12 protein-coding genes and 2 riboswitches are annotated in these 16130 nt (G+C 70.1%); of the genes, 4 read left to right on the plus strand and 8 right to left on the minus strand.

Translation table 11 applies throughout. The annotated features are described in order from the left end of the window. The first annotated feature begins 36 nt into the window (after window positions 1-36). Complete coding sequence (locus P8R59_RS16755; RefSeq protein WP_278101988.1) at window positions 37-639, plus strand: PH domain-containing protein; 603 nt, start codon at window positions 37-39, stop codon at window positions 637-639. A gap of 20 nt (window positions 640-659) precedes the next feature. Here the strand turns inward: P8R59_RS16755 and P8R59_RS16760 are convergent, their stop codons facing one another. The 3 genes from P8R59_RS16760 to P8R59_RS16770 all read right to left on the minus strand — a co-directional run bounded on the left by P8R59_RS16760 (window position 660) and on the right by P8R59_RS16770 (window position 5233). Further along, entirely contained in the window at window positions 660-1709 is a 1050-nt protein-coding gene (locus P8R59_RS16760; RefSeq protein ID WP_278101989.1) for an ABC transporter permease, read from the minus strand. A 31-nt stretch (window positions 1710-1740) separates the two neighbouring features. Next, window positions 1741-3285 (minus strand): ABC transporter permease, encoded by a 1545-nt coding sequence (locus P8R59_RS16765; RefSeq protein ID WP_077051798.1) that lies wholly within the window; start codon window positions 3283-3285, stop codon window positions 1741-1743. A gap of 154 nt (window positions 3286-3439) precedes the next feature. Further along, on the minus strand, window positions 3440-5233 hold the full coding sequence (locus P8R59_RS16770; protein ID WP_278101990.1) for an ABC transporter family substrate-binding protein: 1794 nt from the start codon (window positions 5231-5233) through the stop codon (window positions 3440-3442). A 162-nt stretch (window positions 5234-5395) separates the two neighbouring features. Between P8R59_RS16770 and P8R59_RS16775 the strand changes: the two genes are divergently transcribed. Then, window positions 5396-6226 (plus strand): CPBP family intramembrane glutamic endopeptidase, encoded by an 831-nt coding sequence (locus P8R59_RS16775; protein WP_077051800.1) that lies wholly within the window; start codon window positions 5396-5398, stop codon window positions 6224-6226. A 16-nt stretch (window positions 6227-6242) separates the two neighbouring features. On the opposite strand, the gene P8R59_RS16780 is transcribed toward P8R59_RS16775, so the two are convergent. Beyond that, the gene (locus P8R59_RS16780; protein ID WP_278101991.1) at window positions 6243-7979 is read right to left on the minus strand and encodes an ABC transporter substrate-binding protein; all 1737 of its coding nucleotides are present in this window, start codon (window positions 7977-7979) and stop codon (window positions 6243-6245) included. Between the two features lie 282 nt (window positions 7980-8261). Between P8R59_RS16780 and P8R59_RS16785 the strand changes: the two genes are divergently transcribed. Further along, window positions 8262-9218, plus strand: a complete 957-nt coding sequence (locus tag P8R59_RS16785; protein WP_278101992.1) for a hypothetical protein — start codon at window positions 8262-8264, stop codon at window positions 9216-9218. 143 nt (window positions 9219-9361) lie between these two features. Here the strand turns inward: P8R59_RS16785 and gcvP are convergent, their stop codons facing one another. From gcvP to P8R59_RS16805, 4 genes are all read right to left on the minus strand, one after another. Continuing rightward, the gene (gene gcvP / locus P8R59_RS16790) at window positions 9362-12241 is read right to left on the minus strand and encodes an aminomethyl-transferring glycine dehydrogenase (RefSeq protein WP_278101993.1); all 2880 of its coding nucleotides are present in this window, start codon (window positions 12239-12241) and stop codon (window positions 9362-9364) included. Beyond that, entirely contained in the window at window positions 12238-12612 is a 375-nt protein-coding gene (gcvH, locus tag P8R59_RS16795) for a glycine cleavage system protein GcvH (RefSeq protein ID WP_077051803.1), read from the minus strand. The genes gcvP and gcvH overlap by 4 nt, the downstream gene beginning before the upstream one ends. Then, window positions 12609-13796 (minus strand): glycine cleavage system aminomethyltransferase GcvT, encoded by a 1188-nt coding sequence (locus P8R59_RS16800; protein ID WP_278101994.1) that lies wholly within the window; start codon window positions 13794-13796, stop codon window positions 12609-12611. Before P8R59_RS16800 ends, gcvH begins: the two co-directional genes overlap by 4 nt. Window positions 13797-13843: 47 nt before the next feature. Beyond that, window positions 13844-13954, minus strand: a riboswitch (glycine riboswitch). Further along, window positions 13955-14049: riboswitch (glycine riboswitch) on the minus strand. It lies immediately after the preceding riboswitch. Window positions 14050-14116: 67 nt separating this feature from the next. Continuing rightward, entirely contained in the window at window positions 14117-15292 is a 1176-nt protein-coding gene (locus P8R59_RS16805; protein ID WP_278101995.1) for a MarP family serine protease, read from the minus strand. Window positions 15293-15399: 107 nt separating this feature from the next. Here P8R59_RS16805 and P8R59_RS16810 point away from each other — a divergent pair, with 107 nt between their 5' ends. Further along, window positions 15400-16125 carry an NUDIX hydrolase gene (locus P8R59_RS16810; protein WP_431606863.1) on the plus strand — a complete coding sequence of 242 codons (726 nt, stop codon included), beginning with the start codon at window positions 15400-15402 and terminating at the stop codon, window positions 16123-16125. Window positions 16126-16130 lie beyond the last annotated feature (5 nt).

Raw genomic sequence — 16130 nt, forward strand, 5'->3', positions numbered from 1 at the left:
CGGGAGTGAGTGATCGGGGAATGAAAGAATCAGGGGATGCCACGCCAGACGTTCCGTTCGACGTTCACCCGCATCCTGTGCGGCATCCTGTGGGCGCTCATCGCCGTGGTCGCGATCGGCCTGCTGGCCGTTCCCGCGGCGGCGGTCTCGCCCGCGCTCGTGATCGTCGGCGCCCTCGGCGCCGCGGCGCTGGTCTACGGCATCCTGTGGTCGCCCTCGATCACCGTCGACGACGACGGTGTCCGGGTCGACAACATCGCGCTCGCGTACGACGTGCCCTGGGCCGCGCTGATCAACGTCGACACGCGCTACGCTCTCCAGCTGCACACTCCGGGCCGCCGCATCGGTGTGACCGCAGCCCCGGCGCCGGGAGCCACCGGCTCCCTGCGCGCCGCGCGGGCGCACCGCCGGAGCGAGGGCACGACGGCTCCCGGAACGCGTCCGGGCGAACTGCCCACGACCGACTCCGGCCGCGCCGCCGCGCTCGTCCGCGACCGCTGGTACGCCCTGCGCGACGCCGGCCGTGTCGAGGCCGGCGTCGCCGAGACGGTGCCCGTCCGTGTCCGCCCCCGGGTCGACAACCTGCTTCTGCTGACCGCGGGTGCGGTCGGCGTCGTGCTGGCGATTGTCCTGGGCTGACATCGCGAGGATGCCACGCGTCATGACGACGGCGTCTCCGGGTGCACGCGCGCCTCGGTGCTGGCCGGCGCCGTCGTCGACGACGCGGGCTGCTCCTTGGTGCGCCGCAGCGAGAAGCGCTTCTGCCGCGGGTCGAATGCGTCGCGCAGGCCGTCGCCGACGAAGTTCACCAGTACGGCGAGCACCACGATGAACACGGCCGGCCACCAGAACAGCCACGGGCGCGTCTGGAACGCGGACTGGTTGTCGGAGATGATCAGACCGAGCGACACGTCCGGCGGCCGCACACCGAGCTGCAGGTAGCTCAGCGCGGTCTCGAGGAGGATCGCGGAGGCGGCCAGCAGCGTCGCCGCCACGATCACCACGCCGATGGCGTTGGGCAGGATGTGCTTGAAGATGATGCGGGCGTCGCTCGCGCCGGCCACGCGGGCGGCTTCCACGAACTCGCGCTCGCGCAGCGACAGGAACTCGGCACGCACGAGGCGGGCGATCGTCGTCCACGAGACCATCGCGAGGAAGAACGCCAGCGGGATCACACCGAGGCCACCGGTCGCACGACCGACGACGGCGCCGATCACGATGATCGGGATGACGATGAAGACATCGGTGATGCGCATCAGAACCGAATCGATCCACCCGCGGTAGTAGCCCGCGAGGGCGCCGATGACGGTGCCGACGGCCGTGCCCACGACGCTGATGATGATCATCACCAGGATCGAGTTCTGGATGCCGCGCATCGTCATCGCGAAGTAGTCGATGCCGATGCGATCCTGACCGAACGGGTGCTCGCCGAACGAGAACGGCCACAGCGTGAGGGTCGGCGCTCCCCCGTCGTTCTGCGGGTTGAGCGAGGTGTAGTCGTGCTTCCACCACCCGGGGATGGGCCCCAGGCCGATCGCCGAGATCGAGAAGATCGCGAGGAGCACGAACAGGATGCCGGAGACGACGGCGACCTTGTTCGACAGGAATCGACGCAGGATGAGTCGTCCCTGGCTGACGCCGACGGTGTGGCGCTCATCGGAGGGCGGCGGAGCGTCGACGTTGGCCGGCTCGGGGAGCATCTGGGTCATCGGAGGACCTCCGGGATTCGGACGGCGGCGATCATGCGACCACTCGCACGCGGGGGTCGAGCGTGGCGTAGGCGAGATCTGCCAGGAAGTTGAACACGATCGCCGTGATGGCGATGACGAGGAAGTACCCCATCACGGGGTTCACATCGACGCGCTGGATCGAGGTGACGAACAGTGCGCCCATTCCCGAGATCGCGAAGACCCTCTCGGTGATGACGGCGCCACCCAGGAGCGCGCCGACGTCGGTGGCGACGAGCGTCACGATCGGGATGAGCATGTTCCGCAGGCCGTGGCGCAGGATGACCGTGCGCTCGGGCAGGCCCTTCGCGCGTGCCGTGCGGATGTAGTCCTGGTTCATCACCTCAAGCATTCCGGCGCGGGCGTACCGCGTGTAGCCGGCGAAGGAGATGAGCAGCAGCGAGATCGTCGGCAGCAGGAGATGGGTGAACGTGTCGATTCCGGTGATCCACATGTCGCCGGTGAACCCGGGGGTGCCGGCACCGACCGTGGCGATCGGTCGGCCGTTGATGCGCGGGTTGCTCACGTACTGCGGCCACGACTGCATGTAGCGATCGAGCACCACGAGGGCACCCGACAGGAAGGCGACCAGCCCGCCGATGCGCGCGACCATCCCGCGGTCGGGGGCGCCGAGGACGTATCCCGAGACGAGACCGACCGCCACGGCGACGACACCGAGGATGATGATCGTCGCGAAGGTCGAGATGTCGAACAGACCCTGCAGGGCGAAGTAGCAGATGTAGGCGATCGCACCGTTGAGCGCCGCGACGAGGAGCGCCCGACGGTTTCGCAGACCGGCGATGAGGGCGGTCGTGATGACGACGATGCCCGCGATCAGCAGAAGGAGCCCGACCGGGCCGAGGCCCGGGTTCCGGAACCAGTCGGTGAGGTTGAAGTACACCAGCAGGGCGACGGTCGCGAGGCCCGCAGAGCCCGCGACGATGAGACGCCGGCGGGTGTCTCCACCGATCATGGCCTGCCACACGACGGCCGCGATCACGCCCAGCAGGACGATGAGCCAGATCGGGATGGCCGTGGCCGATTCCAGGAAGTTGTTGAAGCCCAGGGCCATGAACTCCTTCAGGAGCACGGCGACCAGGAAAGAGGGCAGCGAGAAGAGGAAGAAGCTCAGCAGCGTGATGCCGAAGTCGAACCCGCTGTACTGGCGGAGGGCGGAGACGACGCCCACCACGATGCCGAGGACGATGGCCAGCACGAACGACGCTGTGACGAGCTGGAGGGTCGACCCGATGGCGGTCGGGAGGATGTCGAGGACGGCGGCGTTGGAGATCGTGAGACCGAGGTTGCACGTGCCGGCGAATGGGATGAGGCAGCCGGCGGCACCGCCGAGCCAGAGGAAGTAACGGAGGGGAACGGGGACGTTCAGGTCGAGCGCCGCGACACGCGCGGCGATGAGCTGATCGCGGTTGGCGGCGGAGCTGTCGCGCAGGTCCTGCAACGGGTCGCCGGAGTTGGCGGCCAGCACGTACATGATGAACGACGCTGCCAGGAGGACCAGGATCGAGACGGCGATGCGCCTGAGGATGAATCCGACCATCGCGGGAGGACTTCTTTCGATCGGGTGACGGACGCCTGTGGGCGCCCAGGAAAGGATAGTCGCGCATGCACCGGGGTGGGGTGCACCGCGCGCAGACGAAGTGAGGCGCCGGAGCCGAGCGACTCCGGCGCCTCACGAGGGATTCAGCGGGTCATCAACCCGCGAGCGTCCACTCCTGCGCGTTCCACACGATGCCCGTCTGGCCACCGAAGTAGTCGATGCCCTGGACGGTGCCGTTGTCGGCGAAGAGACCGGGGAGCTGGAACAGCGGCAGACCGTAGAAGTCCTTGGCCGTCTCTGCGTCGATCTTCACCTTGATGTCAGCGAGCTGCGCCGGGTCGGTCGTGACCTGGCTCTCGTCGACGAGCGTGTCGACGGTGGCGTTGCTGTAGTTGTTGTAGTTTCCGCCGCCGCCGCTCTTGAAGATCTGCGGGAGGGCCGCGTTACCGGCGCCGGGCGAGATCCATCCGAAGATGGACACGTCGTAGCTGCCGCTGCCCAGGAGCGAGCTCCAGTCGGGCGAACCGGCGTCGACGATGTTGAAGCCCGCCTGCTGCGCCGACTGCTGGATGGCGCGGAAGCTGTCGACACGGTTGGGGTTGTTGGTGTTGTAGAGGATGCGGACCGTCGGGGTCGCACCGGCGAGCAGCGCCTTGGCACCCTCGATGTCGGGCTCGGTGAACGCGTCGTAGCCACTGGCCGCGACGGCCGTGGTGTACTGATCGCCGTCCGTCGGCAGGAAGATCTGCGAGTTGAGCACCTCGGCGTCGGGGTTGACCGGCTTGATGATCGAGTCGAGGATCTGCTGACGCGGGATGGTCTTCAGGAAGGCCTCGCGGACGTTCGCGTCGGCGAACACGCCACCGAAGCTCAGGTCGACGTGGTCGTACGACAGCTGGCTGCCCGAGTGGACCGTGGCGTTGGCGTTCTCGAGCGCCGTCAGGGTGTCGGCGGAGGCCTGCGGCTGGATGGCCTGCACCTCGCCGTTCTGGAGGGCCGTGACCTGCGCGTTGGCGTCACCGATGAAGCGGATGATCAGCTGGTCGTACTTGGGCGACATGCTGCCCTTGTAGTTGGGGTTCTTGCCCAGCGTGATGCTCTGCTCGGGGGTGAAGTCGGTCACGATGAACGGACCGCTCGCGACGAGGAGGCTCTGGTCGGTCGGCATGGCCGTGACGTCGTAGCCGGTGTTCCAGAAGTCAGCCGCGGCCTTCAGCGTCGCGTTGGGGGCGACGGGCGCTTCGGGGTTGCCCTTGGGGGTGTCCTTCAGGAGCGTGATGAAGTCGGCCTCGGAGACGCCGGCCTTCTCGGCCAGCACGTGGGCGGGCTTGCCGATCGGGTTCACGAGCTCGAAGTCCACGAACGGCTTCGAGTAGACGAGGGTCATCGACATGTTGTCGTCGCTGATCTCGGGGAACGCGGTGGTGTCCAGACCCGCGGTGCTGCCGGCGAGCGTGAAGTACTGGGTGCCGCCGTTGGTGACCTCGCCAGAGGCGGGGTCGAGCTTGGCGTCGTCGTAGTAGCCCGAGTTGATGGCCCAGTTGACGAGCATGTCGTCGGCGTTGATGGGCTCGCCGTCGGACCAGGTGAGGCCCTCGTTGATCGTGTACTTGACCGTCAGCGGGTCGTCCGAGATCTTCTCGTACGTTCCGAAGTCGGTGTTGTCGAGGACGCTGAAGTCCTTGTCGAGGCGCTGGAAGCCACCGAGGCCGAGGCCGCCGCTGACACCGGTGAGGTAGCCCACCATGCCGTTGGTGTCCAGGTTCGCCTCGGGGGTGTCGCCGTTGAACGAGGTGAACGCGTTGGTCGTGGCGATGGTGATGGTACCGCCGCTGCTCGCGCCCGCGTCGGGCGTGGCGGTGGTGGTGCAGCCGGCGAGCGCGAGCGCCGCAACGGCGACACCTGCTCCCGCCGCCAGGGCGCGCGTGCGCCGAGTCTTTTCAGACACTTTGCCTCCTGTGCAAGGTTTGACGGCACCCCGGAACTGCCGGGACAGCGGGGGGCCGTAGATACGGAAACGATAGGTAAACGCTCTGCGTTGGTCAAAACTCCTGGGGAAACCGTTACATACCTTTAATTCGAAGCCCGTCCCATGTGGCAATCTGACAACATGCCGCGCACCCTGGGCGTGTTCGATCCCGGAATCGAACAAGATGCCTTCCGCCGTCGAAGACTCCCGTGGGAGATCGCGCTCGTCCTTCTGGTGAGTGTCGGTCAGTCGGCGATCTACTCCGTCGTGGCCTTCGTCCGTGCCGCGACGCGGGCACCGATCTCACAGCAGCAGACGCAACTGAACCCCTCCCGCAGCGACGAGCCGTTCTGGGACGCGGTTTATCAGTTTCTCGGCATCTTCTTCTCGCTCGCGCTCGTCGCCCTAGCCATCTACCTCCTGTGGGAGCCCGCGGACAACGCGCTCCGACGCATCGGTCTCGACTTCCGACGGTTCGGGTCGGACGTCCTCCGGGGCCTCGCCCTCGTGGCCCTCATCGGGGTCCCCGGGATCGGGGTCTATGCTGTGGGCCGGCTCCTCGGCCAGAGCATCACCGTCGTGCCGGCGCCGCTGGACTCGTCGTGGTGGGTGATCGCCCTGCTCGTCCTCGCGGCGCTGCGCGCGGGCCTCACGGAAGAGGTGATCTTCCTCGGCTACCTCTTCGATCGCCTGCGGCGGATCGGATGGTCCTGGACGACGATCATCGTCGCGACGGCGCTCCTGCGCGGAAGCTACCACCTCTATCAGGGCTGGCCGTCGGCACTCGGCAACGTCGTCATGGGCCTGGTCTTCGGCTGGTGCTACCGGCGCTGGGGGCGTGTCATGCCGCTCGTGGTGGCCCACACGCTCATCGACGTGATCGCTTTCGTCGGGTACCCGCTCGCCGCCGCCTGGTGGCCCGGCGTCTTCGCTCCCCCGTCGCCCTCGCCGTCGCCCAGTGCGACGTCGTGAGCATGTCCCTGTCGGGTCAGGGTGCCGGCGGCGTCCACGTCCAGAAGGACGGCGGGACGCCGTTCGGCTCCGAGGTGTACGTCACTCCCCCGACACCCTTGCCGACCGCCACCGCACCCGTGCGCTCGAGCAGGGGCACACCCGCGTAGGCCTCGAAGAGGGCCTGATCGATCTCCTTCGCGGCGGCCAGGACGTCGACGGGGTCTGTGTCCCGCGTCATCTGGTCGAACGTCTTCTCGGCGTCGACGGTTGTGACGCCCTCGGCCAGACGGTCGCGCGCCGAGCGGTAGAGGCTCTCGTCCTCTCCGACCCAGGCGAGGGTGGCATCCGCGATGTCGGTGTCCGTCGCCGCACGCACCGCGATGCCCGCCTCGGCCCCCATGCTCACCATCTGCGAGAACACGATCGCGGACACCGGATCGGTCGCGTCGTACGCCACACGGAGCACGGCCGGTCGGTCGTCCAGCGCCGATCGTGCGGCACCGACGTCGCTCCCCGTCCCGGGGGCGCCGTTACCGGACGTCAGCTGCCGATAGGTGGGCCCGGTCGCGGGCGACGACAGGAACGACTGCAGGGGGCGCGCGTCGGGACGGACCTCCCCGAGCGCCTCCTCGACGATGGCATCCCGATCCAGTGACAGGCTGATCGCCTGACGGAGCGCGTTCGGTGTCGTGTCGGTGAACCGCAGTTGGAGGGTTTGAGCCGTCGGTCCCGTCGTCACGGTCACGCCGGCGTCGGCGAGCGTCGTGAGATCGGTCGCGTCCGGCTCGCCGATGTTGGCGACGTCGACCTCGCCGGCCGCGACCGCCGCCACCTGCGACGCCTGATCGGGGAAGAACCGGATCGTCACGCCCTCGAGCGCCGGGTAGTGGCCGCCCTGATAATCGTCGCGCCGCACCAGCGATATCGACGTGCTGGTGGCTTCGCCGATCGTCCACGGCCCGGATGCCACGGCCGATGCGGGGTCCAGCGCACCACCGGTGGCGTCGAAACCGGTGTTCCACGCGGCTGCCGCGGCGGCGAGCACGGGGTTCGGGGCGACGGGGGCGGACGGGTCCCCCTCGGCTGTGGTCAGGATCGCCGTCATCAGCTCCTTGACGGTCACGCCCGCCTTCGCTGCGACGACGTGCACCGGACGGTCGAGCAGCCACTGCCGGTTCCAGTCGGCGAACGGCTCGTCGTAGGTGAGGGTCAGGGTGTCGGCGGCGCGGTCCAGCGTGGGGCGCGACGTGCGGGCGTTGGGGTCGGGCAGGTCCGCCGTCTCGAAGTACCGCGTGCCGGACACGACAGCACCGGTCTCGTCGTACGTCGCATCGTCGAAGTAGTGCGAGGAGACGGCCCAGCCGAACATGAGGTCGTCGAGCGTGATCGGGGTGCCGTCCGACCAGACCCGGTCGGGGAAGAGCTCGTAGCTGACGGTCAGCGGGTCGCCCTCGATACGGGTGATGCGGCCGAGGCCGTCATTGGGCACGACCTGGAGTTCGCCGTCGAGGGTGCCGAGGTGTTCGTCCAGAAGCGCGGCGATCGCGCGGTTGGCGACGGTGTCGCCGTGGATGGACTCGGAGTTGAAGCTCGTCGGAGTGCCGACCACGCCGAGCGTGAGGGTCGTCCGTGCGGGGGGCTCCTCCTGCGGGGCGGGATCGGAGGCCGAGCAGCCCGCCAGTGCGACCGCCGCGGCCGTGCCGAGGACGGCCAGCCTGACGAGGCGGCGTCGCGAGGTCATCGTGTTCTGCTGGTACTGCCCGAGGTGCACAGGGGCACCCTACCCAATGCACCCTGTGGGTTCCCCGGAGCGGCCGGGGCGGGGGCCGGCCCCGACCCCGCCGGCCCGGGCCCCGCCGGCCCGGTGGCCGCACCGGAGGCCGCGAGACTGCACGTGCGTGACATGCCCATTGCAGCCTGCAGTGGAGATGTCAGGCAGATGCAGTCTCGGCGACTGGCGCCGGCACGAGGCCCCTCCTCCACACGGAGGTGAGCGCGCCCGGCGGCTGTGGACAACAACGGAGACCAGACGGGGATGCCACAGCCTGAGATCGTGACATCGATACTGAGCGCGGCACCGATACCGCTGCTGCGCGCGACGGATCTGACGCACTCGACGCGGAGCATCCGCCGGGGCGAGGTCGTGCCCGTCCTGCGCGGGGTGTACGCGGCGGCGAACGACTGGCATGGGCTCCCCTGGTGGGAACGCGACCTCGCCCGCGTGCACGCGCACCTCCTTCGGCATCCCGATGCCGTTCTGTGCCTCGAGTCGGCGGCGATGATGTGGGGGCTGCCGGTTGTGGGGCCGGTCGAGGCTGTTCATGTGCTCGCGGATGACGCGGCGACATCACGCCGCGTCACCGGCGTCCACGTCCATACCAGTGCTCACGATGACCGAGTGGTCAAGGACGTGAGCGGCGTCCTGCTCACCTCTCCGGCCGACACGTGTATCGATATCGCTCGCGTTCGCCATCCGGCCGCGGGTCTCGTGGCAGCGGATGCCACGATGCGCCGAGAGGCGATCGCCCCCGCCGTGCTGGCGGCACTCAACGAAGAACGCGCTTCCGCTCGAGGGCGCCGTCGAGCGCGCTGGGCGCTGCAACGAGCCGACGGCGCGGCGGAGTCCGCGCTGGAGTCGGTCAGCCGCGCAGCGTCCGAGTGGTGGGGGTTCCCCGCCCCCGAACTTCAGCACTGGATCGGATCTTCGGACGACGATGGCGATCGTACGGACATGTGGTGGCCGGGGGCCCGAGTGGCCGGCGAGGCCGACGGTCACCTCAAGTACCACGGCAGGTTCGGCGATCCGGGAGCGATGCTGCGTGCGCGGGAGGAGCGGGACCGCCGGCTGCGCCGGCACGGCGCGCGAACGGTGGCGCACTGGTCGTGGGCGGACCTTGTCGACCCGTCGGCCTTCCGCGACATCCTGCTGTCCGCCGGCCTCACGCCGACTTCCCCTCCTGATCTCTCTCAGCTGGCGGGCCTCCGGCGCCTCCTCCGCTCCGACCGCTGACCATGTGCCGTGACGCAACGACCGAGGCATCCCCGAGGTCCGCGAGACTGCACGAGCCTGACATCTCCATTGCAGCCTGCAGTGGGGATGTCAGGCAGATGCAGTCTCGCGGCCGCTCGGCGGCCGCCCCGGGCCCCGCGCCGCTACGCGAACGCCTCCGGGGGCGGGCACGAGCAGACCAGGTTGCGGTCGCCGTACGCCTGGTCGATCCGGCGCACCGGCGGCCAGTACTTGCCGCGGACGAGCGAGCGCTGCGGGTACACCGCCGTCTCGCGCGGGTACGCGTGCGGCCACTCGTTCGCGACGGCCGCCTCCGCGGTGTGCGGGGCGTTCACGAGCGGGTTGTCGTCGGCGGGCCACTCCCCCGCGGCGACCGCGAGGGCTTCGTTCTTGATCGCGATCATGGCATCCACGAACCGGTCGAGCTCGGCGAGGTCTTCGCTCTCGGTCGGCTCGACCATCAGGGTGCCGGCCACCGGGAACGACATCGTCGGGGCGTGGAAGCCGTAGTCGATCAGTCGCTTGGCGACGTCGTCGACGGTGATCCCGGTCTGCTCCTTGAGGGGGCGCAGGTCGAGGATGCACTCGTGCGCCACGAGCCCTCCCTCGCCGGCGTACAGCACCGGGTAGTGCGCGCGCAGGCGGGCGGCGATGTAGTTCGCCGACAGCACGGCGGCCGCAGTCGCTTGTCGGAGACCCTCGGCGCCCATCATCCGCACGTAGGCCCAGGAGATCGGCAGGATGCCGGCCGAGCCGTACGGGGCGGCCGACACGGGTCCGCCGTCGAACACGCCGCCGGCGTGATCCGCGCGCTGGGCGAACGGGTGGGACGGCAGGAACGGTGCGAGGTGGGCCTTCGCGGCCACCGGGCCGACGCCCGGCCCTCCCCCGCCGTGCGGGATGGCGAACGTCTTGTGCAGGTTGAGGTGCGACACGTCGCCGCCGAGGTCGCCGAATCGGGCGAACCCGAGGAGCGCGTTGAGGTTCGCCCCGTCCACGTAGACCTGGCCACCGGCGTCGTGCACGGCCTGCGTGATCTCGAGCACGTCGTGCTCGTACACGCCGTGGGTCGAGGGGTACGTGATCATCAGGGCGGACAGCTCGTCGGCGTGCTGCGCGATCTTGGCCCGCAGGTCGTCGAGGTCGACGTTGCCGGCTTCGTCGCACGCGACGACGACGACGCGCATGCCGGCGAGGATCGCGGAGGCCGCGTTCGTGCCGTGCGCCGACGACGGGATGAGGCACACGGTGCGGGCGGTGTCGCCGTTCGCGTGGTGGTAGCCGCGGATGGCGAGGAGCCCCGCGAGCTCCCCCTGCGAGCCGGCGTTCGGCTGCAGCGAGACCGCGTCGTACCCGGTGACCTCGGCCAGCCAGCATTCGAGCTGCTCGATCATCGCGAGATAGCCGTGCACGTCGGCCTCGGGCGCGAACGGGTGCACGCGCGAGAACTCGGGCCAGGACACCGCCGCCATCTCGGTCGCGGCGTTCAGCTTCATCGTGCACGAGCCGAGCGGGATCATGCCCCGGTCGAGGGCGTAGTCGCGGTCGGCGAGCGTCTTGAGGTAGCGCATCATCGCCGTCTCGCTCCGGTGCGCGTGGAAGACGGGGTGGGTGAGGAACTCGTCGTCGCGGTGCAGCCGCTCCGGAACGCCGCGCAACGCCTCGCCCGCGGGCAGGTCCTCCACGGGCAGCCCGAAGGATGCCACGATCGCGGCGACGTCGGCATCCGTCGTCGTCTCGTCGACGGAGACGCCCACCGTGGCGTCGTCGACCCACAGCAGCTGGTAGCCGCGTTCGCGCGCGCGGTCGACGACGTCCTGCGCCCGACCGGGAACATGGACGCGGACCGTGTCGAAGAACGCGTCAGCGGCGAGGTGCAGGTCGTAGGCCGCAAGAGCGGATGCCAGGGCGTCGGCGGTCCGCGCCACCCGCGTCGCGATCGCGCGGAGTCCGTCGGGGCCGTGGTACACGGCGTACATCGCCGCCATCACGGCCAGGAGCACCTGGGCGGTGCAGATGTTGGACGTCGCCTTCTCGCGACGGATGTGCTGTTCGCGCGTCTGCAGCGACAGTCGGTAGGCGGGGTTGCCCGCGGCATCCACCGACACCCCCACGAGCCGACCCGGCAGCTGCCGCTCGAGGCCGGTGCGCACGGCCATGTATCCGGCGTGCGGGCCTCCGAAGCCGAGCGGCACGCCGAAGCGCTGGGTCGTCCCCACGGCGACGTCGGCGCCCAGGGTCCCGGGGGAACGGAGCAGCGTCAGGGCCAGCAGGTCGGCCGCCGCCACGACGAGACCGCCGTGACGGTGCACGGCCGACGCGACGTCGGAGAAGTCCCACACCCGGCCGGTGGCCCCGGGGTACTGCACGAACGCGCCGAAGCTCTCGGGGACCTCGCCGTCGTACGTCGTCTCGACGAGGCGGATGCCGACGGCGGCGGCGCGGTGCGCGAGGAGCGCCTTGGTCTGCGGCAGCGCATCGGCGTCGACGAGGAAGACGTCGGTCTTCGCCTTCGACGCGCGGCGGGCGACGAGCATGCCCTCGACGACCGCGGTGGACTCGTCGAGCATCGACGCGTTCGCCGTCGCGAGGCCGGTCAGGTCGGTCACCATGGTCTGGAAGTTGATGAGCGCTTCCAGTCGGCCCTGCGAGATCTCGGGCTGGTACGGCGTGTAGGCGGTGTACCACGACGGGTTCTCCAGCACGTTCCGCTGGATCACCGAGGGCGTGAAGGTGTCGTAGTAGCCGAGACCGATCAGGGGCCGGGCCGAGCGGTTCGCCGAGGCGAGTTCGCGCAGTTCCGCCAGCGCCTCGGCCTCGGTGGCGGCCGGGGGCAGGTCGCTGGTCTCGCGGGGACGGACGTGGATGGATGCCGGCACGGCGGTCTCGACAAGGTCTTCGACGCTGTCGTACCCGACGACCTCGAGCATGCGGGCGCGGTCGTGAGCGCCGATGCCGATGTGGCGATCGGTGAAGGCGGCGGGGGCCGCGGCATCCGTTCGGGCAGCGGTGGTCAGACTCATGCCGTGAGGTCCTCGTACGCGGCGCGGTCGAGCAGATCGCCGGGGAGATCGCCGTCGAGACGGATCTTGACGAGCCAGCCGTCGCCGAACGGGTCGGCGTTGACGAGCGAGGGGTCGTCGACGACCGCGTCGTTGACCTCCACGACGGTGCCGGTCAGCGGTGCGTAGAGCTCGCCGACCGACTTGGTCGACTCGATCTCGCCGCACACGTCGCCCGCGGCGACGGCCGCATCGGCGGCGGGAAGGTCGACGAACACGACGTCACCGAGCTTCTCGGCCGCGAAATCGGTGATCCCTACGGTGGCGACGTCGCCGTCGACGGCGATCCATTCGTGCTCGGAGGTGTAGCGGAGTGCGGTCAGGTCGGTCATGCGTTCCTCCGGTAGAAGGGAAGGGCGGTGACGGTCGCGGGGATGCGTGTCCCTCGGACGTCGATGGTCAGGGTGGTGCCGGGTTCGGCCGCGGCCGGGGAGACGTAGGCCATGGCCACGGGGTGGCCGAGGGTGGGGCTGAGCGCTCCGCTGGTGATCTCGCCGACGGTGTCGTCGCCGTGCAGCACCGCGTAGCCGGCGCGACCGGCGCGCTTGCCCTCGGACACGAGGCCCACCAGCACGGGGGCGTCGGCGGGTCCTGCGGCGAGGCCGTCCTTGCCGACGAACGCGGGCTTGTCCACGGCGACGACGCGGCCGAGGCCGGCCTGCGCCGGAGCGACGTCGCGCGAGAGCTCGTGGCCGTAGAGGGGCATGCCGGCCTCGAGCCGCAGCGTGTCGCGGGCCGCGAGGCCGCAGGCGATCAGACCCGCCGGGGTACCGGCATCCAGGACGGCGTCCCACAGGTCCGCGGCGCGCCGCACGGGCACGAGCAGTTCGTACCCGTCCTCGCCGGTGTACCCGGTGCGCGCGATGAAGAGCGAGTCGCCGTCGAAGGTGCCCTCGGTGAAGGCGTAGTAGCCGAGCTCGTCGAGCGGCGTGCCCAGGATCGTCACCGCGGCGACGGATTCGAGGATGCCGCGGGCCCGCGGCCCCTGCAGCGCGACCAGTGCGACGTGGTCGGTGACGTCCTCGACCAGGGGGGCGCCACCTCCGGACACCACCGCGTACTCGCCACCCGGGGGCGGCCCGTCGAGGAACGCCTGGGCCGCCGACCACGTCTCCCGCGCCCGCGCGAACGCGGCGGCGACCGCGTCGCGGTTGCCCGCGTTCGCGATGACGAGGTAGTACTTCTCGCCGGTGCGGTAGACGATCACGTCGTCGACGATTCCGCCGGACTCCGCGAGCACGAGCGAATACTTCGCCTTGCCGATCTTCATCGTCGAGACCCGGCCCGCCAGCGCGTAGTCCAGGAACTCGGCGGCGCGACCGTCGTGGACCCAGAACTCGGCCATGTGCGAGATGTCGAAGAGCCCGGCGGCCTCGCGCACGGCACGGTGCTCGGCGAGGTCGGAGGTGTACCGCACGGGCATGTTCCACCCGCCGAAGTCGGTGAACGAGGCGCCGAGGGCCTCGTGCCGGTCGTGCAGCGGAGACGAGCGCGGTGGAGCGGGGGTGTCGGTCATGAGTTCTGCCGTTCGCAAGGACGGTCAGACGCCGGTCGACGTCTGAGAACTCCCCCTCTGTCATGAGCCTGAGAGTTTCGCCCGGGCGTCACGGGGGACGCGGGCTTTCACCGTCGGCGGACCCGGCCGGTTGCACCCGGGTCTCTTTCCAGAGTGGCCCGATCGACGCGGTACGCGTACCTGAGAGATTGGCGGGGAGGCTTGCTCCTTCGGTGCCCGGCTGCGTTCGCCGGAGCTCTCCCGCATCGATCATGGGGCCGGTGTGGACTTGTGGGCGCCAGCATATCCGAGGCGGCGCACCTCCACAGCCCGTCAGCGTGTCAGCGGGTCGTGCAGCTCCCGGATGCCACGGGCCCGGTCAGCGACCCGAGCTGCGCCAGCACGGGGTCGAGCTCGGCGGGGGTCATGGCGTAGCCGACGTCGTCGTCGGTCTCGGACCGCGCGAAGACCACGCCGGCGACCTCGCCCGCGGGCGTCAGGAGCGGTCCGCCGGAGTTGCCCGGACGCACCACGGCACCGAGCGCGTAGATCTCGCGCGGCGCGGACTGGTCGCCGTAGATGTCGGGGACCGGCACGGTGCCCTCGGAGAGGATCGTGGCGTTCCCGGAGGTGAACGGTCCGCCGTACGGATAGCCCTGCACGACCGCCGCCGACCCGACGGCGAGCGCGGGAACGATCGGGAGGGGCGTGGCATCCAAGCCGTCGACCGCGATCACGGCGAGGTCGTCGATCGGGTCGAAGTAGACGACGCGCCCCTCCTGCGCCTCTCGACCCGGAAGTTCCACGAGCGGGGCGTCGACGCCGGCGACGACGTGCGCGTTGGTGACGACGCGGTCGTCCGCGACCACGAAGCCGGATCCGCTCGCCGTGATGCCGCACGCGTACGCCGTGCCCGTGATGCGCGCGACCGACTGCGCCGCCTGCGTGAGGGCCGGGTCGTCCAGCGCGATGGCGGGCGCGCTCGGCACGGGACCGATCTGGATGAGCTGACCGAGACGCGGGATGCCGTCGGCGAACACCGTGCCGCGGAGTTCGGCGAGCGCGGCGCGCACGGGGTCGGGGGTGATCGAGTCGATCGTCCGAACCACCGTGGACGAGGCCAGGGCTGCGGAGACGACCGGGATGCCGGCGGTGGTGAGCGTGCCCGCGAAGAAGGACAGCGCGAGGGCGGCGGCGGCCAGGTTCACGATGCCGCCGAGGATCCGCTCGGGGACGCGCAGCTTGATGCGATCGACCCCGCGGCGGAGCGCGTTCCCGACCGCGGTGCCGAGGGCCGCGCCGAGCAGGAGGAGGAGCACGCCCGCGGCGACGATCGCCGCACCGCGCCAGGTCGAGTCCACGACCCACTGCCCGACGTACGGGATGAGCCAGTACGCGGCGATCCCGCCCAGGGCGAGGCCGGCGAAGAAGCCGATCGTGGCGAGGAAGCCTCGCGCGATGCCCACGATGAGCGCGAGCGCGAGGAGCACGATCAACACGATGTCGACGAGCGGCATCCGCACCTCCAGAGTCGAGCGCCAGGGTACGCGGGACCGCTGGGAGACAGCCGTTTTGCCCTTCGGGTCAGGATGACACTAAGATCGACCTCGGAGATATGGTCACCATGACACGAACCCCCGAGCCCGAGTCCCGCGACGCCGACGTGCGCGTCGCGGTGTCGACCGTCATCTTCAGCGTCCGTCGCGACGCCGACGACGAGCCGGTGCTCTCGCTCCCCCTGGTCCGGCGTACGCGCGACCCCTACGGCGGCCGGTGGGCGCTCCCGGGCGGCTGGCTCGACCCGACCGAGAGCCTGGATGCCGCGGCATCCCGGACCCTGGAGGAGACCACGGGGCTCACGCCGAGCTATCTGGAGCAGCTCTACGCCTTCGGGGCGGTGGACCGCTCACCGACCCGCGTCGTGTCCATCGTGTACTGGGCGCTACTGCGCTCCGACGAGGTCGACGCCCAGGTCGCCGCCCACGCCCGCGAGGGCGACGCGCCAGAGAACGTCGAGTGGTTCGACGCGGCCGCGCTGCCCGCCCTCGCCTTCGACCACAACCACATCGTGGAGTACACGCTCTGGCGCCTGCGCAACAAGGTCGGCTACAGCCGCATCGCGCACGGACTCCTGCCGGACGAGTTCACCCTCGCCGACCTGCGCGAGGTCACCGAGACGATCCTCGGGCGCCGCCTCGACCCGGCGAACTTCCGCCGGCAGATCGACACCTCCGACACCCTCATCCCGACCGAACGCTTCCGCACCGGGAGCCACCGCCCCGCACGCCTGTACCGCTACAACCGTGACGTGGAGCTCGCCGACCGCGGCCCGCTCACGTCCCGTCACTGATCGGA

Origin of the sequence: Microbacterium proteolyticum (assembly GCF_029639405.1) — a bacterium.
In the GTDB taxonomy this organism is placed as follows: domain Bacteria; phylum Actinomycetota; class Actinomycetes; order Actinomycetales; family Microbacteriaceae; genus Microbacterium.